This window comes from Neokomagataea thailandica NBRC 106555, from assembly GCF_001598495.1.
Lineage (GTDB): Bacteria > Pseudomonadota > Alphaproteobacteria > Acetobacterales > Acetobacteraceae > Gluconobacter > Gluconobacter thailandicus_A.
The window spans coordinates 77,615-102,511 of sequence record NZ_BCZB01000004.1 but is presented as its reverse complement, the minus strand read 5'-3'; the positions used below and the strand labels follow the sequence as shown (position 1 = coordinate 102,511).

Genomic DNA, 24,897 nt, shown 5'->3' with positions numbered 1-24,897 from the left:
CCCTCCGCGCACAAGAGGCAAGTCACAAAGAAAGATCACCTTTCTGCGTCCGCCTCCCCGTTTCCCCCATGACGGAGTGCCGCTCATGCGCTAGCGTAACACCATGACAACACCTCGGATTACCCCTGACGACGACCGTTCTTTGCTGAACCTCGCTGCACGCTTGGCTCAGGAAGCCGGAGACATTATCAATACTATTCGTGCGCGCGGATTTCATACTGAGCTTAAAGCGGACCAATCCGTTGTTACCGAAGCGGATACCGCCGCAGAGCGCCACATTCTCGCTCATTTACGCGCAGCATGCCCTGACATTGCAGCCATCAGTGAAGAAGAGTTCGCGGCAGGCACACAACCCGAGGCCACACAAAGCTATTGGCTCATTGACCCGCTGGACGGTACGCGCGGCTTCGCCAGTGGTGGCAAAGACTTCACCGTCAATATTGGCCTTATCCGCGGAGACAGCCCAGCACTCGGCGCCGTAGCGCTGCCCGGTTATGGGACACTCTATACTGGCGGCAAAAATCTCGGCGCATTCCGTACTGAACACGGTAAGACAACCCCTATTCAAGCCGCCATTGCCTCCCCGGATGGACTGCGCGTCCTCGCATCCAGCCATCATGGGGACCCCGCTCTTTTAGAACGCTGGCTCAATGGCCGAAGCGTTCTTTCTCTCACCAAAATGGCATCATCCGTTAAATTCATGCGTGTTGCTGAAGGCGAAGCGGATTTTTATCCGCGCTTCGGCCCCACCATGGAATGGGATACTGCCGCACCACAAGCCATCCTTGAAGCCGCTGGCGGCCAACTCCTAGAGGCTAATAATACGCCCCTACGTTATGGTAAGCCCGGCCGATGCAACCCCGCTTTTTACTGCTTGGGCCGCACCGCATGACACTGCATACAGAACATCTCTACGCCACACCTGCTGGTATCGAACACGCCGCCTCCCTGATCCGTGAAGGGCGCCTCGTCGCTTTCGGGACGGAAACCGTTTACGGTCTGGGCGCTCTTGCATCTTCGGACCAAGCCGTTGCCCGTATCTTTGCTGCCAAAGGCCGCCCAAAGTTTAACCCGCTGATCAGCCATTTCGCCGATGCCGACAGCGCCTTGGCTCAAGCGGACCTCCAAGGGCCGATCCAAGAACTCGCGCACAAACTCGCTGATGCCTTCTGGCCAGGCCCACTGACCCTCGTGCTGCCCCGTGCCCGCTCCTCCAGCATTTCCGACCTGACGGCGGCGGGCCTTGACAGCATCGCCCTGCGCGTTCCACGCGGACAAACGGCCCGCGCCTTGCTCCGCGCTGTCAATGCCCCCGTAGCGGCTCCCTCCGCCAACCTGTCCGGCACCGTCAGCCCATCAGACGCATTCCACGTGCTGCGTTCGCTTGGGGGGCGCATTGATGCTGTCTTAGATTCAGGTCCATGCTCCGTCGGTGTTGAAAGCACCGTCTTGGATCTCACGCGCGAGACACCCACCCTACTTCGTCCCGGCGGCATTACCCTTGAAGAACTCACCGCCATCTGCGGCAAGGTTGCCCACCCGGATGACTTCGCTGACCTTCTACCAAGCTCTCCCGGTCGCCTCGCCTCACATTACGCGCCGGAACTTCCCGTCAGGCTTGACGCTACCAGCGTAGAACCGCGTGAAGCCCTGCTCGCCTTCGGCCCCGAGACGCCAGACGCCGCCTTAACGTGGAATCTGAGTGAGCAAGGCAATCTAGAAGAAGCCGCAGCCCGGCTTTTCGCGGGTTTACGCTTCCTCGATTCCGAAGGCGCCCGCCGTGGCTTGACCCGCATTGCCGCACAAACCATCCCCCGGCACGGACTTGGCCTCGCCATTCGTGACCGCCTGCGCCGCGCATCAGAGCCGCGTTCGTAATTCCCCCCCCCACGCGACCTCATTACGGGAGCTCGTCAGAGCCATGTCCTCACATCGCCCCGATTCGGGCTCCCCACAGCTTGACCCGCGCGAGATCAAAACGCTCTCTGACATTCTTGCATTAGTCCTAGACGAACAGCCCGGCACTTCTGCGAACGCCCTACACGCATTAAAACTACGCGCCGCCCGTAACCAAACAACAGGCGGCGCACTGAAAAATCTTTTTAACCACCTCATTCACAGCAGCACCGATCAAACCCACACTCGGCGCCGCATAACGCACCTCACACAGCGCCTCCAAAAAGCGGACGAAAACGCGCGCCGTGCCGAACAGCACATTCAAGCCCTCCGCACCGCGTTGCACAGTACCAAGCAAGAACACGCCCATCTCCGCCACGCTTTATCCAACAAATCCACATCGTTTTCGTGGTCAAAGACCCTCTTCATCGTGACATTATTGAGCGGTGTTTTACTTGGAATCGCCGGCGCGGAAATCGTGCATACCTTCACCGAAGCCCCCATACAGCCTCGCCCGCTTTATTTCCGCTAAAACAGAACGCGTTTTAGGCTTCCCCCAAACGCCCCTGACCGCTAGACGAAAGCATGGCCACTTCCAAGGGTACATCCCTGCGCTACAGCCCCCCGCTTCTTGACCGCTATATTGTGCGGCAACTCATTGTCGCGCTTTGCGCACTCTCAGGCGGTGCCGTTGCACTGATCTGGCTTATCCAGTCACTGCACTTCATTCCCGTCATTGTGCAGCATGGCCTCTCTCTCACAGTATTTATCGAGCTTACGGGCCTCTTATTACCCAATCTGCTCACCGTTATTCTGCCTATTTCAACCTTCTTGGTCATTTTATTCGCCTATCAACGCATGGCGCAGGACCGCGAACTCACGGTCATGAAAGCCGCAGGCCGCTCCCCGTTAGAGCTCGCCCGCCCCGGTATTTTCTGTGCAAGCGCAGTCGTCCTCATCAGCTTTGCTCTCACGCTGTGGCTTGTCCCTGCCTCTGACTACGCTTTCCGCAAGAAACAAATGGCCATCACCAACCGTGTTGCTGCCTTATTGATCGAAGAGGGGGTTTTTACATCCGTAGGCAATAATCTTACGGTCTATGTGCGTTCCCGTGATGCGGGTGGCCAACTACAAGGCGTCCTCATCGAAGATGACCGTGACCCCAAGACACATGCCACGATTCTTGCCGAAAGTGGCGCAGTCATCATGGTCAATGATTTACCCCGCGTTGTGCTCTACAATGGCTCACGTCAACAAATTGACTCTAAAACAGGCCGCCTCAACGTGCTGACCTTTGGGCGCAACACCATTGAACTTGCCGCCGCCAAAAAGAGCACGCACCTAGACCGAACCGCAGAAGAACGCTCCCTCTTCCAACTGCTCCACTCTCACGGACAGCCCGAGCACACAAAATTTTTGGCTGAAGCAACGCACCGCCTTACAACACCGTTTAGCGTTTTCTCTTATGCTATGATCGCCTTAGTCGCCGTCTTGCGCGGCGCTTTCTCACGCCATGGCAATATCACGCGCCCCCTAACCGCTATTTTTACCGTTGTTGGCCTTCTCGCACTGTCCTTAATTGTGCAAAATCTTGCCAACCGGACCCCGGGCCTTACGCCACTCATATGGCTACAAAGCTTATTGCCCGGCATTATTGGCTTCATATTACTCGCCCGCTCTGGCGATAACCTCGGCTTTTCATTCCGTCGTTCCGGGAACCGGCCTTCATGACATCTCTACCCCGTACGACCCGCCATTTATTAGAAGCTGCCCGTAACCTGATAACAGAGACACACGGGCAATCCGGCTTTTCATCAACGCTCGCCATCTATATCGCGCGCGTTTTCACCTTCAGCACAGTAGGCACTATTTTCGCCCTAACGGGGCTTGTCTCCCTGTTTGATTTTATTGACCTCCTGCGCCGCGTCGCTGCCCACCCGGCCTCTCCAAGCACACTCGCCTTGGAAATTGCCGCGCTGCATATTCCGTTTTACCTTATCTACGTCTTGCCATTTGGCATTCTGCTTGGCGGCATTATCTGTTTCTTCCGCCTAACACGCTCTTCGGAACTTATTGTAGCGCGTGCAGCAGGCATTTCAGCGTGGCAATTCCTCGCAAGCCCCCTCGCTTGCGCTCTTCTCATGGGGATCTTGACCACCACGGGCGTCTCATACCTCTCTTCAACCTTTTATCGTAAAGCCGAGCAGCTCGATCAAAAATACCTCCGAACCGGTGGCAGCTCTCTCAGCCTCAAAAGCGGCTCTCTTTGGTTACGCCAAGCAGACGACACATTGACCGAACATGGCGTCGCTATTTTACATAGTCAAAATGTTGAACTATCCCACGAAAAACTCGTCCTCCATGACGTAACACTCTTCCGCCTTGATACACATGATGCACTGATTGTGCGGGTCGAATCACCAGAAGCGGTCCTCCTCAATAATGAATGGCGCTTTCAAAATGCTATTTCTTTACGCCCGGACCATCTTCCCACCCCCGTCGGCACATTTTCACTCCCCTCAGACCTCACAATCTCACGTATTCAAGAAAGCTTTGCCTCCCCTGATACGCTCTCTGTGTTCGCTCTCCCTAGCTTCATTCACCTCATGGAGCGCTCAGGTTTTCCGTCGATACGCCACAGACTGCATTTACAGTCACTACTAGCTCTTCCTATTCTAGCTGGAACCATGGCATTGGTATCAGCAGGGTTTTCCATGCGCCCCACACGTCGCGGCGGTGTCGCGCGAATGTTGGGCTCAGGGGTTGCAGCCGGCTTTGCTTTGTTTACGATTTCAAAAGTCGCAGAAAAATTTGGTGAATCCGGTGCATTGCCGCCGGTACTCGCAGCATGGGCACCCACGGGCGCAGGTCTTTGCCTCGCCCTTGCACTCTTGCTGTACATGGAGGATGGTTAATGGCGTCGCCCCGTGGGCAAGACAAGAAGCAGGATTTCGTGCGCAACACTCACACCTGCACAAGCAAAAAGCAGTCTAGCATGAAGCAACGGTCTCCTCGCCGGTACCGTGCATCCCTTGCCGCAGCAGCGTTAACCGGGACTGCACTTGCCTCTCCCTTCCAAGCGGATGCCAGTTCCATGCACCGCGACAGCAGCCATGTCGTCATAGTAGGCCGGCCTTCCTCAGAAGGTGATCCCCTGACCTATCTGACAGACCACGAAGAGTACGACAAAAACGGCGTCGCGACATGGAGCGGCAATGTCCGCGTATGGCAGGGCGATCATGCTCTCCGCGCTGATATGATCCGCTATGACCGAAACACCGGCACCCTGACTGCCAAAGGCCATGTCGCCATCATGGAACCCGATGGCAGCACAACCTATGCGGACACGCTAGAGTTCAGCCACGGCATGCATGACGGTATTGGCACCGCGCTATATCTCCGCATGGAAGATAATGCCAAGCTCGCTGGGAACGGTCTACGGCGTACACATGGCGTCATCAACGACCTGTCTAAAGCCGTATACACAGCATGCGAAGTCTGTAGCAAAGACCCAAACGCCCTGCCATTCTGGCAATTCAAAGCCTATAATGCGACGCAAGACACGCAGCATAAACGCATTGAATTTGACCATGCTTGGCTCCAGATGCTCGGGATTCCGGTCTTTTACTTCCCGCTCTTTTCCATGTCGGACCCATCCGTCAAACGCCAAAGCGGCTTCCTCATGCCCGGCATCAGCCCGCATGATCGCTTCTTGGGCACCTATTTCACTATCCCCTATTTCTGGGCCATTGATCAGCACCAAGACGCCACAATCCGTCTGCTCGCATCATCGCGCACCGGTCCAGAGATCACAGGCCAATACCGGAACCGCCTCAATTTCGGCACCATCAACATCACTGCGGGCACTGCGTTCGACACACATCGCGCTAACCAATACGTCAATGTTTTTGGCAATAGTGTCGGGTCCTCGAGCGAGTATGGGCTACAGGGGTATTTCTTCGGCCGCGCCAATTTTGCCATTAATCAACACTGGCAAGCGGGTGCAAATATCAACCTCGCCTCTTCCGCCAACTATATGCGCGATTACCGCGTCTCGGGTTACGGGCAAGAAACTCTAAACTCGAACGTCTATGCTGAAGGCTATGGCGTCGGAGCCTATACGCGGATTGATGCCCAAGCCTATCAAGGCTTGAACCAAGGCGTTATTCAAAACTCCCAACTCCCATGGGTTTTGCCCCGCTTTACCTATGCCTTCCAAGGACGCCCTGATGCCCTTGGTGGCCGCCTCAGCGTCAAAACAACAGACTTCAACGTCTTTCGCTCCGTCGGCACGTCAGACCAACGTGCACAACTCGCACTGCAATGGGACCGCCCCTTCCAAAACCGTTTGGGGCAACAATGGCTGTTCACGGCACGGGTTGACTCCAACGTGTACCGCGCCACAAACCTCTATATGCAGCCGATCTACGCCGCCCGAACGGACCATGCCGTCACGGGCCAAGCGCTGCCCACCATTGCATTACGTATGAACTGGCCCTTCTTACGCAGCTTCGCACAGGGCAATGGCGCGCAAATCTTTGAGCCCATGGCACAAGTCATTGCTGCCCCGAATAGCGGCAACTCCTCCACACGCAACCGCCCCAACGAAGACAGCCTTGCCTACGAATTCAGTGACACGACCCTGTTTTCTCTGAACCGTTACATGGGAACGGACCGCTTGGACGGCGGGTTGCGTGCGAATTTCGGTATCCACCAAAGCTGGAATTGGCGTGGTCACGAAGTGGATATGCTCGCAGGTGAAAGCATCCAAGAGCATATCGACCATAACCGCATCCCTTATTCTGGGTTAGACCACCACCTATCGGATCCCGTTGCCCGGATTCGAATTACCCCCAATAACGCGTTCGATATGACAGCGCGCGGACGCTACAACCCTTGGACGCACCAATTTGACTACGGCGAAGGCCTTATCAGCGCTGGTGCACCCATCCTACGCCTCACGGCGGGGTATGTGTACGCGCCTGTAACACCATATTATTATTACGCGACAGATTACGTCACACAGTCTCCAAACGCGCCTTACCTCCAGAAGACAAATGAAATTACTGGTGGTTTTTCAACACGTTGGCGCAATTATCACGCGTCAGGCTTCTTCCGCCGCTCCCTCTCGCGCAAGCAATTCGTCGCCAATGGCGGTACCATCGGGTACAGCAATGACTGCTTTGGGCTAGATGTAATGTACATCAAACAATATACCCGTATCGGCGGCATTCAGCGCAATACGACCATCCTCTTCAATTTTACGTTCAAGACGATCGGCACCTTCGGAATTAACGGTTGAGCATGTTCATGACTTCACGCACCCTCTTCCCGCGCGTAACGACAGCTGTTTGCGCAGCTCTCTCTCTGAGCGTGTCCTTGGCCATGGCCTCAACTGCGCTGGCGGCTCATAAGCCCCATGTGGCTCCAACAAAGGCCACAGCTGCACCTGACGCCTCCACATCCACACCGCCGGATGATCAAATCCTTGCCGTCATCAACGGACAAGTCCTGACCCAGCGTGATGTCGATAACCGTGAACGCCTGTTCGTGCTGTCGACCGGCCTTCCTATCAGCCCAGACGTGCTCAAGCGCATGCGCGGCCCAATCGTACATCAACTCATTGACGAACGTTTGAAAACGCAAGAGATCCTCAAACGCCACATCAATGTTGAACCAGAACAGATTGCGGAAACTATTTCTGGTATCGAATCGCGTAACGGCATGCCCAAAAATGCCCTGCGTGATCGTCTTGCCAAAGACAGCGTTTCCCTCACCACGCTGATTGACCAGATCCGCGTACAAATCGGCTGGATGCAAGTCCTGCGTGAGCAGCTTGGTGAAGGTGGGCGCATCACCGCCGTGCAAATTGCACAGCGTGAACAAGCCCTCCAAGCGGAACAAGGCCGCCCGCAATACATGATGAGCGAAATTTTCGTTCCCGTGCCAGACCCACGCCACGACGAAAGCGAACTCGCCTTTACACGCACAATCATTTCTCAACTGCGTGAAGGGGCACCATTCCCCATCGTAGCGGCACAATTCTCACAAGATCAGTCCGCTCTGGATGGTGGCTCAAAAGGCTGGGTACAAGAAGACAGTCTTGATCCGCAGGTCGTGAATATCGTACGCCAAATGCCTATTGGTGCCGTCTCAAACCCCATCCAAGTTGCGGGGGGCTTCGTCATTGCGACCGTTCAGGCCAAACGTACTGTTGGCAAGCAAATGGGAACCCTCGTTTCCATGCGCCAAGCCTTCTTCCCGTTTGATGCACCTTTGAACCCTCAGGCTCCAACCCCACAACAACGCGGCATGCTCGAACGCGCGACCAAAGCTGCACAAAGCTTGCATAGCTGTGACGCAATGGAAGCCCTCAACAAATCTCTCGGGGAAAAGCGTCCTAGCAACCCCGGCACGCAAATTCTTGAGCGCCTGATGCCGCAGATGCGCTCAATTGTTGAGCCTCTCCCACTGAACAAAGCAAGCCACCCTCTCATCTCTGTAGACGGCATTGCTCTGCTGATGGTCTGCCAACGCCAACAGAAAAATCTGGCTCAACAATCCCCCAGCGAAATTGCTGATCAGCTCATGAACGAGCGCGTAGAACAAGCATCACGTCAGTTGCAACGTGACCTGCAACGCCGTGCCGTGATTGATATGCGCCCTGCAGCACGCTCAATCCTGAACTAACAGGCCCCTATATATCGTGACCCTTCCTTCCCTTAAGGACAGCATCCAACAACACGGGCTTGATGCCAAAAAAGCCCTTGGACAGCACTTCCTTCTTGATCCGGGCCTCTGCGCCCGGATTGCCGCCCTCGGTGGTGACCTCACAGGCCGCAGCGTTGTCGAAATCGGCCCCGGCCCCGGTGGCCTCACCCGCGCCCTCATCAACACGCCCGCAGACCGTATCGACGCTGTTGAAATCGACGAGCGCGCATGGCCATTGCTGGAAGAACTCGCCGGCTATGCGGATGGCCGCCTCCACATCGTACGGCAAGATGCCCTCACGCTTGATGCCGCCACCCTCGGCCCTGCTCCACGCCAAATCGTGGCCAATCTCCCCTATAACGTCGCGACCCCTCTCTTAGTCGGCTGGCTTCGCCAAGCGGCTTCGTGGGAGCGTATGGCACTCATGTTCCAACTTGAGGTCGCAGAACGCATTTGCGCAGCGCCCGGAACATCCGCTTATGGGCGCCTCGCTGTTCTCGCGCAGTGGTGCGCTCAATGCAGCGTCGCACTCAAAATTCCACCAGGCGCTTTTTCTCCGCCTCCAAAAGTGCACTCTGCCGTTGCTGTCATTATTCCACATGCTGAACAGCCCGCTCCTGCTCTCTTCAAAGCGATGGAACGCGTCACTGCTGCTGCCTTTGGGCAACGCCGCAAAATGCTGCGTTCTTCCTTAAAATCCATCGGCGGTGAAGCCCTTCTTGCGCGTGCAGAAATCGAACCAACACGCCGCGCAGAAACCCTCTCTGTGGACGAATTCGCACGCCTTGCCGCACTGCATCACGCCGACCGGTCGTGATCTACCGCCCACGCTGTACATGGGCTGAGGCTACCCCACTTCTTCAACACTACCATGATGAAGAGTGGGGAAACCCCATCACTGAAGACCGAGCACTCTGGGAAAGTCTCATATTAGAAGGCTTTCAGGCAGGCCTCTCATGGCGCATTATTCTCGAACGACGTGCAGCACTCCGAACGGCCTTCGCAGATTTTATTCCTGAAAAACTTATCCATTTCACGCCGCATGATGTCGAACGCCTCATGCAAGATAAAACAATCATCCGCTCCCGCACCAAAATCACCAGTGTCATCTCCAACGCACGCGCATATTTAGACATGCGGACGCAGGGAGAAAGTTTAAACACTCTCCTCAGGCACTATATTCCCCAGTACCCGATCACCAACCCCTCAGAAGCCCCTCTAACGCAATCTCCGCTCTCCCAAGAAATCGCAAGCGCCCTGAAAAAGCGTGGATTTAAATTTGTCGGCCCAACGATTGTATACTCATGGCTACAAGCCATCGGCCGATTGAATGACCACGAGCCGCAATGCTACGCTTGGCGCGATAACGCATTAACCTCACAGCATGACATATAACGCTATGCTCTTCGTCCTCACCTATGCCGCCGCCGCATTATGCGAAATTTTTGGTTGCTTTACCTTCTGGATGTGGCTGCGCCTCTCCAAGTCAGCTTTGTGGCTTCTCCCTGGCTGCGCTTCACTCATCACTTTTGCCGCTCTCTTAACACTGATTGATACCGCTGAAGCTGGACGCGCCTATGCCGCCTATGCAGGCATCTACATCGCAGCCTCTATCATCTGGCTTTGGCGCGTTGAAGGCACACAACCCGATTTATGGGATCTGAGCGGCACAGCCTTTTGCCTCATCGGCGCAGGCATTATCTTTTTCGCGCCACACCGCAACTAAGCACCACGTTCCGGACACACAAAAACAGTAAAGTCATTTGAGGGCCAGTCATGCGGGATCTGCTTCAGCATATCCCCAACAAAACCGCGATGATACGTGGCATGATTAACAATATGCAGCACAATATCTTCCCGCGTCATCGCAGCCGGACGACCATTGAGAAACTCAAAATGCACGAGTACATCAAGATCGTCATCTCTCCATGACCCGACATGCGCAAGATACCAATCATTCATACGCTCCACAAAGAATACAAGCTCATCAACGCTTGGCGTATGCTCTGTATTTCGCGTTTGGTAAGTGTGCCGAACCCCCAAAAGATGATGCTTAAAAATATCCTCAACAACACAACTGTGATTCATCGTCCGCACGATATTATCAAACGTTGTCTTACGAACTCTAAAAGCCTCGTCCTGCGGAATAGACTTCACAGTATGACACGCCAAATCATCTGCCCATTTCTTATATTCCAGCAGTTTCGTCAGCGTGTTAACGCGAATATGTGATGCTAAAGACACCGTATCTTGCATATCCCGCACCATAAAAACTCTTCCCCACCATTTTTATAGAGCCATAAACACAAAAAACCCGGGGCAGGACAACCTGCCACCGGGCTTTTCATTCTACACAATAAAGCATACCCGAAGGCAAATACCTTATTCTGCAGCAGCGTCTTCTACAGCGGCTTCAGCAGCAGCTTCTTCAGCTGCATTTTCAGCCTGCAGATCACCAAGGATGTTTTCATCCTCTTCCTGCACGCCTACTTCTTCACCACGTGCCTGACGTTCAGCTTCTTCTTCTGAACGCGCGACGTTAACCGTCAGCGAGATAGACACTTCTGGGTGCAGAACAACCTTAGCGATCGTCAGGCCAAGAGCCTTGATCGGGTGTTCCAGAACAACCTGCTGACGAGCAATCGTCAGGCCAGCGTCCGTTGCTGCAACCGCGATGTCGCGGGTGCTCACGGAGCCGTACAAGCTGCCGCTGTCGCTTGCTTGACGAATGACAACGACCGAGAGGTCGTGCATACGTTCTGCAAGGCGCTCAGCTTCTTCACGCTTCTTCAGGTTCAGAGCTTCGAGCTGAACGCGTTCAGTTTCAAAGCGCTTCTGGTTAGCAGCGGTTGCACGGAGTGCTTTGCCTTGCGGCAGAAGGAAGTTACGTGCGTAGCCCGGCTTGACGTGGACGAGATCGCCCATCTGGCCGAGATGCTCAACCCGCTGCAGCAGGATCAATGCGGTCTGGGACATGATGCTCTCCTCAGTTCACGACATAAGGAAGCAGAGCGAGGAAGCGCGCACGCTTAATCGCTTGAGCCAGCTCACGCTGCTTCTTAGCAGAAACGGCCGTGATACGGCTCGGTACAATCTTACCACGTTCCGACAGGAAGCGGCTCAGCAGACGTACGTCTTTGTAATCGATCTTCGGCGCATTTGGGCCGGAGAACGGGCAAGACTTACGACGACGGTAGAACGGACGACGTGCGCCAACAGCTGTACGACGAGCGGCTGGGTTCACTTCAGTGGTGTTAATGTCAGACATTCTTCTTACTCAGCTCCTGCCTCAGCCTCGGCGCGTGCGCGATATTCTTCGCGATCTTCGCTACCACGACGTCCACCACGACCGCTTTCAAAGCGACCAGATGGCTTGGAGCCACCACGGAAAGAACCACGCTCGCCACGATCACCGCGGTCATCACCCTTACGAGCCAGAACCGGAGACGGCGTTTCGTCGATTTCGTCGATACGCAGCGTCAGAACGCGCAGAACGTCTTCGTTCAGACCAAGCTGACGCTCAACTTCACGCAGAACATCGGCCGCACACTCGATACCGAGCAGGACGTAATGGCCCTTACGGTTCTTCTTGATGCGATAAGCCAGCGAACGCAGGCCCCAGAATTCACGCTTCTTGATCGATCCGCCGTTTTCAGTCAGCAGAGTTTCGATCGTTTCTACAATGGCCTCGACCTGAGCCTGAGACACATCGTTACGTGCAATAAGCACGCTTTCATACAATGGCATGTGCTCTCCCTTCGGATAAGTTCAACCCAACTGTTCCGACCCATGCCAGAACAGTGCCCTGTCATGCAGGTAAAAAACCTTAATGATTGGAGCACAGGTATAGCCGGCGCGACGCCACATCGCCCAGCAGGGAAGAACGGCACAAACCATATTCCATCCTGAAAAGCAAGAACGAATCGCTTTTGCTCCTCAAAGAGCGCATTGCCTTTCATTGAGACGAACCGGGAGAAACTCAACCGGCACATCCCACTGCTCACGGACAACGCGGGTCACACAAAAGCCTGCCCGCTGATAGTTCGGCAATGCACGCGGATGATCAAGCGTACACGTATTAACCCCCAACCGAGAAATGCCCGCAGAAAAAGCATGCGCTATTGCACGCTCCAACAAAAAACGGCCGAGACCCCGCCCTATCGCACAAGGTAACAAGCCAAAATACGCCAACTCCCCCCTATGAGGATGACTGAGGTCCAACTCATAAAACCCCAAAGGTGCCCCCTGCTGATCGTGCAGCACCATGACTGAACGCTCGCTCTCCCGCAAAAGCCTAGACAACGCATCATCAGGCATTTTACGGCGCATCCACCAGCAGTAATCGCCGCCCACTGCAGCATAGAGCCGCCGATACAACTCCAAAGCAGAAGGGGCCAGCCTCGTTAAGGCCAGCCCCTCTGGGAGAGGCGACACATCCGTGTCACCTCGTATCAACTCAAGAAACGTAACATCCACATCCAAGCGAACCGATGGTCCGCATGCACGCAGCCAATACGTCATGATCAATTATCGTCAAGGAAGGAGCGCAGCTTGCGGCTACGGCTTGGGTGCTTCAACTTACGAAGTGCCTTTGCCTCAATCTGACGAATACGCTCACGGGTCACGTTAAACTGCTGACCAACTTCTTCCAACGTATGGTCCGTATTCATACCGATACCAAAGCGCATACGCAGCACACGCTCTTCACGCGGCGTCAACGATGCCAAAACACGCGTTGTCGCTTCACGTAGGTTGGTCTGAATCGCGGCATCCAACGGAATAATAGCCGTTTTATCCTCAATGAAATCACCAAGATGGCTATCTTCCTCGTCACCAATCGGCGTTTCGAGAGAGATTGGCTCTTTCGCAATCTTGAGAACCTTACGGACCTTTTCAAGCGGCATACCCAGCTTTTCAGCCAGTTCTTCCGGAGCAGGCTCACGCCCGATCTCATGCAACATCTGGCGTGACGTACGAACCAGCTTGTTGATCGTTTCGATCATATGCACCGGAATACGGATCGTCTTCGCCTGATCGGCAATAGAGCGTGTAATGGCCTGACGGATCCACCACGTCGCATAGGTGGAGAATTTATAACCGCGGCGATACTCAAACTTATCAACGGCTTTCATCAAGCCGATATTACCTTCTTGAATCAGATCCAAGAATTGCAAACCACGGTTCGTGTACTTCTTCGCAATCGAAATAACGAGACGCAGATTGGCCTCAATCATTTCCTTCTTAGCACGCGTAGAATCACGCTCACCACGTGAAATCGTGGCATAAACACGACGGAACTCACCAACCGGCAAACCCGTCTCATGCAGCAAAGTCGCCAGTTCGTTCCGCAGGTGCTCAAGCGACGCAACATGCTTCGTCGTCAGCGTTTTCCAGCCCTTACCGGGCAACTTGCTGATGAATTCAATCCATGTTGGGTCCATTTCACGGTTACGGTACTTCAACAAGAAGTCATCACGTGAAATTTTGCAGCTTTCCGCAAGGCGCAACATCCGCCCTTCGATGCTGTTCAAACGCTGAACGTGCAGCTTAATCTGCGCGACCAGTTCTTCAATACGATTATTGTGCAGATGAACCTGCTCAACAATGCTGACCAACTCACTCCGCAGTACTTCATAGCTTTGCTCAGCATCAACGGACTGCTCCGCTCCAGCTTCCAAAGCTTCTAGGCGGCGCACCTGAATGGTGCGTAGCTTCTCATAAAGCGGCCCGATCAGCTCAAAACGCTCAAGAATTTCCGGGCGAAGCTTCTCTTCAAGCGCGGACAAAGACAGGCCACTGCCTTCCTGCTGCTCGCCTTCTTCACCCTCATTCTCTGGCGCTTCGTCCTCTGCAGCTTCCTCGCCTTCTTCACCCTCTTCCACTTCAGGGCCGGGACCACCAGCCTGACTGGCTTCAAGATCGACGATATCGCGCAGAAGCATCTCGCCATTTTTCAGGCAATCATGCCATGAAATGATCGCACGAATGGTCAACGGGCTTTCGCACAGCCCGCCAATCATTTCATCACGGCCAGCTTCAATGCGCTTAGCAATCGCAATTTCGCCTTCGCGGGAGAGTAGCTCAACCGTGCCCATCTCACGCAAATACATCCGCACCGGATCATCGGTACGGCTCGCTGCTTCCGCATCGACATTACCGCCTTGCGGCTCGTCAGATGTCTCTTCTTCGGTTTCCGCAGCTTCAGTACGAGCCGTTTCCGTCTCTTCCTGCTCTTCTGCATCCAGAACTTGAATACCCAACTCTGACAGCGCAGCCATAACGTCTTCAATCTGCTCTGAAGACATCTGGTCCTGCGGCAGAACCGCATTCAGTTCGTCAAAAGTAATATGCCCGCGTTCACGCCCTTTGGCGATCAGCCGCTTAACGGCTGCGGACTGCGTATCCAGAAGCGTAGCATCGCCTTCCTGCTCCTGCGCGTTCCGTTCCGTATTCGAGGCTGTTTTCGTCGCCATGCGTCTCTCCGTCAAACCCACCGCCTGCAAGCAATTCGGCAGCGTGCAGGTGGTCGATCACGCGCCTAAAGTCAAGATTAACTTACAAAAGAAAAACTAAATCACATCTCAATCATGAGCCTCAGGGACCTCTCCACGGCGCAATGCATCCAAAATTCGCATTCGTGCCAGTAACTTCGTAGGGAAAGTCCCACCGGTTTCACTGTTTTCAGCATATGCTGAACGAATCGCAGCTTCAATGTCATGCGTGACAGCTTTTTCAAAGGCCTCAAAGTTCAAAAACCCATAAAAATGCCACCAACGCTCAATAATTTCTTCATGCACGAGGTCTTCCCCCTCAGTACCGGGTCTTTGATTCTGTCGCGCACGCACACCATTTTGCGCCAAAAGCTCTCGCGCTGCGCGCTCTAAACCATGCCGCTTCAGCCCTTGCAAACAGCGCTCATGCGTTAACGCACCATCATCTTGTGAGATCCAGTCAAACAACGCCGCCCGCATTTCCTCCAAATCTGAAGGTAGTTCAAGCCCGCTATAAGCCTGCTCAATGTCCGGCAAAATGTTCGGGTATCGCAGCACAAGCGCCGTCAACAAACGCAAACGCTGATCCCCACCAGGCACCACATGCTGTCCCGCAGATGAAACTAGCGCTCTTTGCCCCGGCGCAGACGCCTTGCCTCCACGCCGCCGGAACTGCGCAAAGAACATATCCAATAATGTGCTACGATACTCGCTGGCCAAGCTACGATCTGGAATAAGCTGAGAGAGAGCAACCAAACGTTCACGCAGTGCGGCACGTTCATCTGGCCCGGGAGAGCTCATCCCCCCAACCAACAAATTAAACAACTCTTCCGCTAAAGACGTTGCGCCATCCAAAGCATGCTGCATCGCCGCCGCTCCAGCGCGACGAATCAAACTATCGGGATCATCTTTTGCCTCCAAACGGCAAAAGCGCACCCGCCTCTCTGGCGTCAATAAGGGCAAAGCCACTTCGCAGGAACGCAACGCCGCACGAGCCCCTGCTGCGTCACCGTCCAAGCACAAAATCGGAGAGGCTGCCATGCGCCATAAGAGCATAAATTGCTCATCACCCAACGCGGTCCCAAGCGGCGCCACCCCACCATGGAAACCTGCCTGATCTAGGGCGATGACATCCATATACCCTTCAACAACGATCAATTCTTCACCACGGTGCACGGCTTCACGCGCATAATCGACGTTGTACAGCATACGCCGCTTTGAAAAGAGCGCCGTTTCCGGGCCATTGAGGTATTTGGGCTGCCCATCTCCCAGCGTACGGCCACCAAAGGAAACTAAACGCCCACGCCGATCGCGTATCGGGAAGGTCACACGATTAAAAAACAGCTCTCCCTGCGGCCGCCCCTGCTCATCACTCCGCAACACACCAGACCGCACCAACATATCAGCCGTCACGTTATACGGGCGCAATTCATCCACCAAGTTGCGTCCATCGCCAGACCATCCAAGCCCAAAACGCTCAATCGTATCATCCGACAGCCCGCGCTTTCGAAGATACTCCAAGCCCCGCCGCCCCTCCGCTTGATACAAACGCCGGCGATAAGACGCTTGGACCAAATCCAGCACTTCCGTGAGAGATTTGGCCTCTTGAGCGCGCTGCTGCTGTTGGATGTCCTGCTTCGGCACCTCCAGCCCAGCTTCACCGGCTAATTGCTCTACAGCCTCAGGAAAGCTACGCCCCTCACTTTGCATCACAAACGTGATGGCATCCCCATGCGCACCACATCCAAAGCAATGGAAGTGATCATCATACACATAGAAGGATGGTGTTTTCTCACCGTGAAAGGGGCAACAAATTTTCCAATTCCGACCTGAACGAACCAGCTTATGACGCCGTCCAATCAGAGAGGCGAGCGGTGTCCTGTTCCGAATTTCATCAAGGAAGGCTGTATCAAACGCCATAATTACAAACCACCACTCCTCAAGACATTCCCATAACGCCCCTCAAGCGCGCCCTTAGATGTTATACGGGCGGCGTATTTTGCAATACCCCTCGGCCATTCACAGAGCGCTAACTCACACGCGCAAAATCTTCCCACCCATCATCAGACGTTGTTAAATCACGCGTGAGACGATGATAGGCGTCATCCTCTTCCCCCTTACGCGTCTCTATGCGAGGCTCGTCATGATGATTAAATTTAAAACGCCCGGCTTCATGGTTTAAATCTGCTGCCTCTTGCTTCAAATTACGGCATGCTGTTGTGACTTCCTCGACCATCGCCGCATTATGCTGCGTCATTTGGTCCATATCCCGAATCACAACATTGATATCCCCCAGACTTTCCGCCTCACTCGCTGTGGCCTTTGCAATATCGCCTAAAACACTCGAAATGCCGTCCACATGCTGATTAATAACATGCATTGCTCCATCAGCACGCCCCACCAAATCCACCCCCTCTTCCATCTGGCGCACAGACGCACCGATGATTTCTTGTATTTCCCGTGCGGACTGCGTTGAACGCTGTGCGAGCGCCCGAATTTCTACAGCAACAACATTAAACCCTCGTCCCGCTTCACCGGCACGGGCCGCCTCAATCCCGGCATTCAACGCCAATAAATTTGTTTGAAATGCCATCTCTTCAATCAAACCAATAATAGACTCAATCTGCCGAGACGATGTCCTCAATTCCCCCATCGCCTGATTCGCTGTCCGCATTGTTTGAGACACCTCGGACACGTGAACATTCGCGTCCAAGGCCACCTTCCGCGCCTCCACTGAGGCCGTCGCTGTTTGCTGCACTGTTGTTGTAATGTCATTAATAGTGGCGGCTGCATCGGCCAAACTCTGGGCCTGCTTTGCTGTTCGTACAGCCAAATCATCTGATGCCACCGAAATTTGGGCCGTACCACTGGCAATCATAGCGCTCGCAGATGAGATATTCTGCGTCGTTTTTGAAAGAGCCTTCACCATCTGGTTAAAACTCACGCGGAACCCTTCAAAACGACCCTCAAAAGGCTTTTCAAAGAGAAAGGTTAAATCGCCTTTTGCAACCAATGAAATACCCACGCAAATTTCATCGATAATACTGTCTTGCAAACTCCGCAGACGTTCACTCTCGATCATGAGTTTCTGCTCTGTATTACGCGCCACCTCAGATTCCTGCGCAGCCTGCTCCTCCAAAGCCGACTTCTCTTCTTGTATTTTTAGAGCAAACTGTAACGATGATGCTAAACGCCCGGCACAATCCTTCTGCCTCGCCAATTCTGCCAGTTCAAAGTCCGCAGAACTAACCCCCCCATCCGAAAATAGGCGCGTCACTTTTTCGAGCGGCGCTGACACGACACAGATTGTATAATAACCGACCAAGAGGCCCAGCGCCCATTGCACAAGCAGCCCTACGCACTGAACCCATAATTCAGCAGAACGCCCCTGAAAAAAAACAGCCTGCAAAATCTCCACGCCAACAAAATGCACAGACGAGATCACCAGCAATAAACTTATAAAAATCCACATTTTACGCCGAATTGGCGCATCGTTTTTAAACCACGTTAACATCGTCAAAAGCCCCCGAGGCGGACAGAGTAGCCGCTTGATAATTCTCGGGAGCCTAAGCGAAACTTTCTTAACAGAAGGCAAAGAATGCCAGTATTTTATAAAAACCTTAGGCGGATAAACGCGCCTTCACCTTGCCACTTGCCACAGCAGGATCCAATTCCGCGCCAAAACGTGCCTTCAAGACACCCATAACCTTCCCCATATCCTTCATGCTCGTCGCACCGACTTCCGCCACAGCCTCTTCCAGTGCAGCCGTTAAAGCCGCCTCATCCAACGCAGGAGGCAAATAAGCTTGAATGGTTGCGATCTCACCCTCTTCCTTCTCCGCCAATTCCGGACGGTCACCCTTACGGTACAGCGCAGCAGCTTCAATGCGTGACTTAATCATAGAACGCAGCGTCGCAATGATCTCGGCTTCAGATACGTCACCACCCTTCGCGCGTGCATTAACGTCCAGATCTTTCAGCTTTGCCGTAATCCCACGGATCTGCGCCACTTTGTCGGACTGACCAGCCTTCATAGCAGCCTTCAGATCATTCATAATTTGCGTACGCAGCGCCATCATCTCATTCCTTTATCTTATCATTCCGCAGCCATGCGGAACGCTATGCCCCTGAACTCGCACAAAATACCTGCGACAACAACGACACACCCTTAAAGAGAAAAAATTTCCCACCCCATTTGCTGAAAATTTTGAGTGGGAAAAAACTTCCCAAACACCTCCATCCGCTCTATGTAGAGCATCCCAACCGATGAAAACCGGAGACGTCCGCAACATGGACATCGACACCATTATCGACAAAGCTGGCGGAGCAGACAAAATAGCGTCTCTCACCGGCGTCGGACTGGAAGCCGTGCGCAAATGGCGTCAGTCACGCACTGTCCCCACCAAGCACTGGCCTGCCCTGTTGCTCGTCCCCGGCATTACCGTGCAAGATCTCACCGATATTAACCCTCCCACCGCCACTCCAAAGGAAATGGACATGACCAACACCGCCCCTCCCGGCGCAAACGCCGCCCTTGTCCTTGCGGATGGCACCATCCTTTGGGGACGCGGATTCGGCGCTTATTCCGATGGCTCCGTTGGTGAACTCTGCTTCTCCACCGGCATGACGGGCTATCAAGAAACCCTGACGGACCCTTCTTTTGCTGGGCAAATCGTCACCTTCACATTCCCACATATCGGGAATGTCGGCACCAATACCGATGATGATGAAGCTGCCGCTATGGCGGCCCTTGGCGCCGTCGTTAAAGAAGACATTACGACCCCAGCCAACTGGCGCTCCCACGCTCCCTTTAGCGCGTGGCTCAAAACACAAAACCGTCCTGGCATTAGCGGTATCGATACGCGTGCCATCACACGCATCCTTCGTGAAAAAGGCCCTCAAACGGCCATTCTGGCCTTCCCAGAGAATGGACAGATCGACACTACCGCTCTCCTGAACAGCGCGAAAAGCTGGCCCGGCCTTGAAGGCATGGACCTCGCAAAAGAGGTCACACGCCCCAAGCGTAGCTGGACCCAAGGCGTTTGGGAAAATAACCGTCCAGAGCGCACACAAAACCGCCGCCGCGTTGTCGCGCTTGATTACGGCGCTAAGGACAACATTCTCCGTTGCCTCGTCACCGCCGGCTGTGACGTGACCGTCCTGCCTGCGACAGCAACAGGCGCTGAAATTCTCGAACTCGCCCCTGAAGGTGTGTTCCTCTCCAATGGCCCCGGTGACCCGGCAGCCACAGGCACTTACGCCGTCCCGGCCATTCGCGCCGTTTTGGACGCGAACGTCCCTGTCTTTGGTATCTGCTTAGGCCATCAGTTGCTGGCACAAGCCCTTGGCGGCAAAACATACAAACTGGATCGCGGCCATCGTGGCGCTAACCAACCCGTAAAAGACCTGACCACCGGCAAGGTCGAAATCACAAGCCAGAACCACGGATTCGCAGTGGATGAAAAATCGCTGCCCGCAGACGTTAAAGTCACACATACCAGCCTGTTTGACGGCTCTAACGAAGGCATTGCGTCCACCACGAAAGACGCCTTCTCGGTGCAGTACCACCCAGAAGCCAGCCCCGGCCCGTCTGACAGTTTCTACCTCTTCGAACGTTTCGTTGCGGTCATGGACCGTCGCGCCACCCAGAACGCCGCCAGCAAGGAGGCTTGAGCCATGCCTAAACGGACAGATATCAAATCCATCCTCATCATCGGCGCTGGCCCCATTGTTATCGGCCAAGCCTGTGAGTTCGATTACTCCGGCGCACAGGCGTGTAAAGCCCTGCGTGAGGAAGGCTACCGCGTCATCCTGATCAACTCCAACCCCGCAACGATCATGACCGATCCGGGCTTGGCAGACGCAACCTATATCGAACCGATCACACCAGAATTCGTTGAGCGCATCATCCTCAAGGAAAAGCCCGACGCTGTTCTGCCCACCATGGGCGGCCAAACCGCTCTGAACGCGGCGATGGCCCTGGATCGCTCCGGCTTCCTCGAAAAGCATGGCGTTGAATTGATCGGCGCTAAGGCAGACGTCATCGACCGCGCCGAAGACCGCCAGCAATTCCGTGAAGCTATGGACGAGATCGGGATTGAAAGCCCGCGTTCAACCATCGCCCACACCATCGAAGAAGCTCGTGAAGCTCTTAAGGATGTTGGTCTTCCAGCCATTATCCGTCCATCCTTCACCATGGGCGGCGCTGGCGGCGGCATTGCTTATAACCGTGAAGAATTCGACCAAATCGTCACGGGTGGGCTCGATGCGTCCCCGACAACCGAAGTTCTGATTGAAGAATCCGTTCTCGGCTGGAAAGAGTTTGAGATGGAAGTGGTCCGTGACGTTGCGGATAACTGCATCATCATCTGCTCCATTGAGAATATCGACCCCATGGGCGTGCATACCGGTGACTCGATCACCGTTGCCCCTGCCCTGACGCTGACAGATAAAGAATATCAGCGCATGCGCGATGCCTCCATCGCCTGCCTGCGTAAGATCGGCGTTGAAACCGGCGGTTCGAACGTTCAGTTCGGCGTTAATCCAAAAGATGGCCGCATGGTCGTCATTGAGATGAACCCCCGCGTCTCCCGCTCGTCCGCACTCGCATCCAAGGCAACCGGCTTCCCGATTGCGAAGATCGCGGCCAAGCTGGCCGTTGGTTACACGCTTGATGAGTTGAAGAACGACATCACCGGGACCACGCCAGCCAGCTTCGAGCCAACCATTGACTACGTCGTAGCGAAGATCCCCCGCTTCACGTTCGAAAAGTTCCCCGGCTCCCCAGCCCTGCTGTCCACATCCATGAAATCCGTGGGTGAAGCGATGTCCGTCGGACGCTCCTTTGCAGAAGCGATCCAAAAGGGCCTGCGCTCCATGGAAACAGGCCTAACGGGCCTTGATCCAGTCGAAGCACCAGGCGATGGCTCCCATGATGCCTTCCGCGCAGCCCTCACGGAACCGCGCCCAGAGCGTATTTTGCTGGCCGCACAAGCACTCCGCGCAGGCCTCACCGTTGAAGAAGTCTACGAGGCATCTCGCCTTGAGCCATGGTTCCTGCGCCAGTTTGAAGACATCATCGCCGCTGAGCGTGACGTCGAAGCCAACGGCCTACCACACGACGCATACAACCTGCGCCGCCTGAAAGCCCTTGGCTTCTCAGACGCACGCTTGGCCGTTCTGAGCGGCAAAAGCGCATCTGACGTTGCAACACTGCGCCAAAGTGCAGACGTCACCCCCGTTTACCGCCGCATCGACACATGCGCCGCAGAATTCGCGTCTGACACGCCTTATCTGTACAGCACCTATGAAGGCGGATACGGCACACCAGAATGCGAAAGCCGCCCAACAGCGCGCGATAAAATCGTTATTCTCGGCGGCGGCCCGAACCGTATTGGTCAAGGCATTGAGTTCGATTATTGCTGTGTTCACGCTGCTTACGCTCTGCGCGAAGCTGGCTTTGAAACCATCATGGTCAACTGCAACCCAGAAACGGTTTCGACGGATTATGACACATCAGACCGTCTGTACTTTGAACCACTGACCGCCGAAGACGTCATCGCGCTTATCCGTACGGAGCAAAAAGGCGGCAAGATCCTCGGCTGCATCGTGCAGTATGGCGGCCAAACACCGCTCAAACTGTCCCATGCCCTCGAAGAAGCAGGCATCCCACTGCTCGGCACACCAGCAGATGCGATTGACCGCGCAGAAGACCGTGAGCGCTTCCAAGCCATGCTACGTAAGCTGGGCCTGCGTCAGCCGAAAAACGGCATCGCACATAACCCGGCCGAAGCGCAGAAAATCGCTGAAGACGTCGGTTACCCAGTCGTTGCGCGCCCATCCTACGTTTTGGGCGGCCGAGCCATGGAAATCGTCTATGACAGCGCTGGCCTCAAGCGCTATCTGACCGAAGTTCTCTCCGCAGCTGGCCCAGAAGTATCGACAGGCCCAGTCCTGCTGGACCACTACCTCAATGACGCTATTGAAGCTGACGTAGACTGCATTGCTGATGGCGAAAACGTCTATGTTGCCGGTGTGATGGAGCACATTGAAGAAGCCGGCATTCACTCTGGTGACTCTGCTTGCTCTTTGCCGCCTTACACATTGTCACCCGCTCTGGTCACCGAGCTGCGCGAACAAACCGAAGCTATGGCACGCGAACTCGGCATTCGCGGCCTGATGAACGTGCAATACGCCATTAAGGATGATGAAGTCTTCGTTCTTGAGGTAAACCCACGCGCATCTCGTACAGTGCCGTTCGTTGCTAAGGCAACTGGCGTTCCTGTCGCGAAGATTGGTGCACGCGTTATGGCCGGTGCCAAGCTGCCAGAATTCCAACTGGATGGCGGCGCGGTCTCCCCACACGTAGCGGTTAAAGAAGCAGTCTTCCCATTCCATCGCTTCGCGAATGCAGACACGGTACTTGGCCCAGAGATGCGCTCCACCGGTGAAGTCATGGGGCTGGATTCCAGCTTCGAGCGTGCATTTGCAAAGTCTCAACTTGCTGCGGGCGTAAAACTGCCCAATAGCGGTACGGTGTTCCTCTCCGTTCGTGACAGTGACAAACGCCACGTTCAACCCATTGCACGCAAACTCGTCGAAATGGGCTTCACCATCCTTGCCACCTCAGGCACTGCGGCGCGCTTGGAAGAAGCCAATATCCCCGTCAAGCATGTCAATAAGGTCATGCAAGGGCGCCCGAACTGCGTTGACTCCATTCGCTCCGGCGATGTGCAAATGGTCATCAACACCTCACAAGGTGGTCAAGCAACGCGTGACAGCTTTGACATCCGCCGCGGCGCATTGACGATGGGCATTCCGCACTACACCACCATCGCCGGTGCCCGTGCCGCAACCTACGCCATTGACGCTCTGCGCGATGATGACATGAGTGTTGCACCGCTTCAGTCTTACTTCCACGGCGAATACTAAGAGAAAAAACGGGTGGTCAGATACTCACTGACCACCCGCCCTCCCCTTTGCCGCACTCGACCGGCTTAATCCTCGTCACCATAAGCCAACAGATCACCGGGCTGGCACTTGAGCTCTCGGCATAATGCGTCCAGCGTTGAAAAACGTATAGCTTTCGCTTTTCCTGTTTTCAAAATTGATAGATTAGCCATCGTTAAACCGAGCCGCTCAGAAAGCTCAGTTAACGTCATGCCGCGCTCTTTGAGAATAGCTTCTAAATGGACATAGACCGGCATTAAATCACCTCATCCATGTCTTTTTGCAACTGCACGCCAGCATCGTACAGCAATAAAATAACCAATAAGAAGATAATTTTTTGAGCAAACAAAACAAGGTCACTTGAATCATCGAAATCAAACGAAACATGAAAAGACGACAAACTCTCTTTATACCCGATAAATCCTTCTATAATACCCTTAAGAAAAGAGTATATTACTGACATAGCCCAAATAACTGCGTATTTATAAGCAATTATTTTTCGATCTTCCGAAAAAATACGCTCAACTTTCAATCCTTTTACAAAAGAGCGAAGCGTTTTTGCCATATAAAATTCTAATATCACCTCAGGAAGACAAAAAAGGACATCCCATAACAGCTTACGACATTCCCCCTGCCAGCTCTGCACCTCATGCGGTATTGAATGCACCACACCAGCAGCCAGCAGAGCGACACAACCTGCCACAAGGCACATCACGGCACCCACAAAACATGCCCAATAATATAATACCTCAACAAGCCATCTCGCCCAACGAATACGCTTTTGCGCGATTGTTTCTACGTACACTCTCAACCCTCCATATTTATTGTTTTTCGATAAAAACACACAGGA

General features: G+C 54.3%; 23 protein-coding genes. 12 read left to right on the top strand and 11 right to left on the bottom strand.

The window, feature by feature from the left end:
• The first annotated feature begins 103 nt into the window (after positions 1-103).
• The 10 genes from NTH01S_RS02595 to NTH01S_RS02550 all read left to right on the top strand — a co-directional run bounded on the left by NTH01S_RS02595 (position 104) and on the right by NTH01S_RS02550 (position 10,333).
• A complete protein-coding gene (locus NTH01S_RS02595) occupies positions 104-892 on the top strand; it encodes a 3'(2'),5'-bisphosphate nucleotidase CysQ family protein (protein ID WP_068168952.1) in 789 nt (262 codons plus the stop codon).
• Entirely contained in the window at positions 889-1,878 is a 990-nt protein-coding gene (locus NTH01S_RS02590) for an L-threonylcarbamoyladenylate synthase (RefSeq protein WP_084366896.1), read from the top strand. The genes NTH01S_RS02595 and NTH01S_RS02590 overlap by 4 nt, the downstream gene beginning before the upstream one ends.
• 43 nt (positions 1,879-1,921) lie before the next feature.
• Positions 1,922-2,428, top strand: coding sequence for a hypothetical protein (locus NTH01S_RS11705; protein ID WP_157070836.1), 507 nt, complete (start codon positions 1,922-1,924; stop codon positions 2,426-2,428).
• 53 nt (positions 2,429-2,481) lie between these two features.
• Positions 2,482-3,627: an LPS export ABC transporter permease LptF gene (lptF, locus tag NTH01S_RS02580; RefSeq protein WP_068168941.1), complete on the top strand. Its 1,146-nt coding sequence runs from the start codon at positions 2,482-2,484 to the stop codon at positions 3,625-3,627.
• Positions 3,624-4,811, top strand: coding sequence for an LPS export ABC transporter permease LptG (lptG, locus tag NTH01S_RS02575; RefSeq protein WP_084366894.1), 1,188 nt, complete (start codon positions 3,624-3,626; stop codon positions 4,809-4,811). Before lptF ends, lptG begins: the two co-directional genes overlap by 4 nt.
• A gap of 80 nt (positions 4,812-4,891) precedes the next feature.
• Positions 4,892-7,198, top strand: a complete 2,307-nt coding sequence (locus tag NTH01S_RS02570; RefSeq protein ID WP_068169120.1) for an LPS-assembly protein LptD — start codon at positions 4,892-4,894, stop codon at positions 7,196-7,198.
• Between the two features lie 2 nt (positions 7,199-7,200).
• Positions 7,201-8,586, top strand: a complete 1,386-nt coding sequence (locus NTH01S_RS02565; RefSeq protein WP_068168937.1) for a peptidylprolyl isomerase — start codon at positions 7,201-7,203, stop codon at positions 8,584-8,586.
• Positions 8,587-8,602: 16 nt separating this feature from the next.
• Complete coding sequence (gene rsmA / locus NTH01S_RS02560) at positions 8,603-9,424, top strand: 16S rRNA (adenine(1518)-N(6)/adenine(1519)-N(6))-dimethyltransferase RsmA (RefSeq protein ID WP_068168934.1); 822 nt, start codon at positions 8,603-8,605, stop codon at positions 9,422-9,424.
• Positions 9,421-10,002 (top strand): DNA-3-methyladenine glycosylase I, encoded by a 582-nt coding sequence (locus NTH01S_RS02555; protein ID WP_068168931.1) that lies wholly within the window; start codon positions 9,421-9,423, stop codon positions 10,000-10,002. Before rsmA ends, NTH01S_RS02555 begins: the two co-directional genes overlap by 4 nt.
• The gene (locus NTH01S_RS02550) at positions 9,992-10,333 is read left to right on the top strand and encodes a YnfA family protein (protein WP_370664292.1); all 342 of its coding nucleotides are present in this window, start codon (positions 9,992-9,994) and stop codon (positions 10,331-10,333) included. The genes NTH01S_RS02555 and NTH01S_RS02550 overlap by 11 nt, the downstream gene beginning before the upstream one ends.
• Here NTH01S_RS02550 and NTH01S_RS02545 read toward each other — a convergent pair.
• The 9 genes from NTH01S_RS02545 to NTH01S_RS02505 all read right to left on the bottom strand — a co-directional run bounded on the left by NTH01S_RS02545 (position 10,330) and on the right by NTH01S_RS02505 (position 19,174).
• Positions 10,330-10,875: a DinB family protein gene (locus NTH01S_RS02545; RefSeq protein ID WP_068168923.1), complete on the bottom strand. Its 546-nt coding sequence runs from the start codon at positions 10,873-10,875 to the stop codon at positions 10,330-10,332. The genes NTH01S_RS02550 and NTH01S_RS02545 overlap by 4 nt on opposite strands.
• Before the next feature lie 114 nt (positions 10,876-10,989).
• The gene (gene rplI, locus NTH01S_RS02540; protein ID WP_068168920.1) at positions 10,990-11,583 is read right to left on the bottom strand and encodes a 50S ribosomal protein L9; all 594 of its coding nucleotides are present in this window, start codon (positions 11,581-11,583) and stop codon (positions 10,990-10,992) included.
• A gap of 10 nt (positions 11,584-11,593) precedes the next feature.
• Positions 11,594-11,875 carry a 30S ribosomal protein S18 gene (gene rpsR / locus NTH01S_RS02535; protein WP_068168917.1) on the bottom strand — a complete coding sequence of 94 codons (282 nt, stop codon included), beginning with the start codon at positions 11,873-11,875 and terminating at the stop codon, positions 11,594-11,596.
• Positions 11,876-11,880: 5 nt separating this feature from the next.
• Positions 11,881-12,354, bottom strand: coding sequence for a 30S ribosomal protein S6 (gene rpsF, locus NTH01S_RS02530; RefSeq protein WP_068168914.1), 474 nt, complete (start codon positions 12,352-12,354; stop codon positions 11,881-11,883).
• 189 nt (positions 12,355-12,543) lie between these two features.
• Positions 12,544-13,128, bottom strand: a complete 585-nt coding sequence (locus NTH01S_RS02525; RefSeq protein ID WP_084366892.1) for a GNAT family N-acetyltransferase — start codon at positions 13,126-13,128, stop codon at positions 12,544-12,546.
• Positions 13,129-13,130: 2 nt separating this feature from the next.
• A complete protein-coding gene (gene rpoD, locus NTH01S_RS02520; protein ID WP_068168910.1) occupies positions 13,131-15,080 on the bottom strand; it encodes an RNA polymerase sigma factor RpoD in 1,950 nt (649 codons plus the stop codon).
• Between the two features lie 108 nt (positions 15,081-15,188).
• Complete coding sequence (dnaG, locus tag NTH01S_RS02515) at positions 15,189-17,018, bottom strand: DNA primase (RefSeq protein WP_068168907.1); 1,830 nt, start codon at positions 17,016-17,018, stop codon at positions 15,189-15,191.
• Between the two features lie 109 nt (positions 17,019-17,127).
• Positions 17,128-18,612, bottom strand: a complete 1,485-nt coding sequence (locus tag NTH01S_RS02510) for a methyl-accepting chemotaxis protein (RefSeq protein WP_084366890.1) — start codon at positions 18,610-18,612, stop codon at positions 17,128-17,130.
• Between the two features lie 106 nt (positions 18,613-18,718).
• Positions 18,719-19,174, bottom strand: a complete 456-nt coding sequence (locus tag NTH01S_RS02505) for a GatB/YqeY domain-containing protein (protein WP_068169114.1) — start codon at positions 19,172-19,174, stop codon at positions 18,719-18,721.
• Positions 19,175-19,388: 214 nt separating this feature from the next.
• Here NTH01S_RS02505 and carA point away from each other — a divergent pair, with 214 nt between their 5' ends.
• Together carA and carB are read left to right on the top strand one after the other, a co-directional pair.
• The gene (gene carA / locus NTH01S_RS02500) at positions 19,389-20,771 is read left to right on the top strand and encodes a glutamine-hydrolyzing carbamoyl-phosphate synthase small subunit (protein ID WP_068168904.1); all 1,383 of its coding nucleotides are present in this window, start codon (positions 19,389-19,391) and stop codon (positions 20,769-20,771) included.
• Between the two features lie 3 nt (positions 20,772-20,774).
• On the top strand, positions 20,775-24,029 hold the full coding sequence (carB, locus tag NTH01S_RS02495; protein WP_068168900.1) for a carbamoyl-phosphate synthase large subunit: 3,255 nt from the start codon (positions 20,775-20,777) through the stop codon (positions 24,027-24,029).
• A gap of 65 nt (positions 24,030-24,094) precedes the next feature.
• Here the strand turns inward: carB and NTH01S_RS02490 are convergent, their stop codons facing one another.
• Both NTH01S_RS02490 and NTH01S_RS02485 read right to left on the bottom strand, forming a co-directional pair.
• Positions 24,095-24,304: a helix-turn-helix domain-containing protein gene (locus NTH01S_RS02490; RefSeq protein ID WP_068168898.1), complete on the bottom strand. Its 210-nt coding sequence runs from the start codon at positions 24,302-24,304 to the stop codon at positions 24,095-24,097.
• The gene (locus NTH01S_RS02485; RefSeq protein WP_068168895.1) at positions 24,304-24,852 is read right to left on the bottom strand and encodes a hypothetical protein; all 549 of its coding nucleotides are present in this window, start codon (positions 24,850-24,852) and stop codon (positions 24,304-24,306) included. Before NTH01S_RS02485 ends, NTH01S_RS02490 begins: the two co-directional genes overlap by 1 nt.
• Positions 24,853-24,897 lie beyond the last annotated feature (45 nt).

Bases quoted from the DNA above. Each gene is read 5' to 3' on its own strand.
- NTH01S_RS02550 (WP_370664292.1), top strand. From the start codon at position 9,992: ATGACATATAACGCTATGCTCTTCGTCCTCACCTATGCCGCCGCCGCA.
- dnaG (WP_068168907.1), bottom strand. From the start codon at position 17,018: ATGGCGTTTGATACAGCCTTCCTTGATGAAATTCGGAACAGGACACCG.
- rplI (WP_068168920.1), bottom strand. From the start codon at position 11,583: ATGTCCCAGACCGCATTGATCCTGCTGCAGCGGGTTGAGCATCTCGGC.
- NTH01S_RS02590 (WP_084366896.1), top strand. From the start codon at position 889: ATGACACTGCATACAGAACATCTCTACGCCACACCTGCTGGTATCGAA.
- NTH01S_RS02595 (WP_068168952.1), top strand. From the start codon at position 104: ATGACAACACCTCGGATTACCCCTGACGACGACCGTTCTTTGCTGAAC.
- rpsR (WP_068168917.1), bottom strand. From the start codon at position 11,875: ATGTCTGACATTAACACCACTGAAGTGAACCCAGCCGCTCGTCGTACA.
- NTH01S_RS02570 (WP_068169120.1), top strand. From the start codon at position 4,892: ATGAAGCAACGGTCTCCTCGCCGGTACCGTGCATCCCTTGCCGCAGCA.
- rpoD (WP_068168910.1), bottom strand. From the start codon at position 15,080: ATGGCGACGAAAACAGCCTCGAATACGGAACGGAACGCGCAGGAGCAG.
- NTH01S_RS02505 (WP_068169114.1), bottom strand. From the start codon at position 19,174: ATGGCGCTGCGTACGCAAATTATGAATGATCTGAAGGCTGCTATGAAG.
- NTH01S_RS02490 (WP_068168898.1), bottom strand. From the start codon at position 24,304: ATGCCGGTCTATGTCCATTTAGAAGCTATTCTCAAAGAGCGCGGCATG.
- NTH01S_RS02525 (WP_084366892.1), bottom strand. From the start codon at position 13,128: ATGACGTATTGGCTGCGTGCATGCGGACCATCGGTTCGCTTGGATGTG.
- NTH01S_RS02545 (WP_068168923.1), bottom strand. From the start codon at position 10,875: ATGGTGCGGGATATGCAAGATACGGTGTCTTTAGCATCACATATTCGC.
- carB (WP_068168900.1), top strand. From the start codon at position 20,775: ATGCCTAAACGGACAGATATCAAATCCATCCTCATCATCGGCGCTGGC.
- NTH01S_RS11705 (WP_157070836.1), top strand. From the start codon at position 1,922: ATGTCCTCACATCGCCCCGATTCGGGCTCCCCACAGCTTGACCCGCGC.
- rpsF (WP_068168914.1), bottom strand. From the start codon at position 12,354: ATGCCATTGTATGAAAGCGTGCTTATTGCACGTAACGATGTGTCTCAG.
- lptG (WP_084366894.1), top strand. From the start codon at position 3,624: ATGACATCTCTACCCCGTACGACCCGCCATTTATTAGAAGCTGCCCGT.
- NTH01S_RS02510 (WP_084366890.1), bottom strand. From the start codon at position 18,612: ATGTTAACGTGGTTTAAAAACGATGCGCCAATTCGGCGTAAAATGTGG.
- NTH01S_RS02565 (WP_068168937.1), top strand. From the start codon at position 7,201: ATGTTCATGACTTCACGCACCCTCTTCCCGCGCGTAACGACAGCTGTT.
- lptF (WP_068168941.1), top strand. From the start codon at position 2,482: ATGGCCACTTCCAAGGGTACATCCCTGCGCTACAGCCCCCCGCTTCTT.
- carA (WP_068168904.1), top strand. From the start codon at position 19,389: ATGGACATCGACACCATTATCGACAAAGCTGGCGGAGCAGACAAAATA.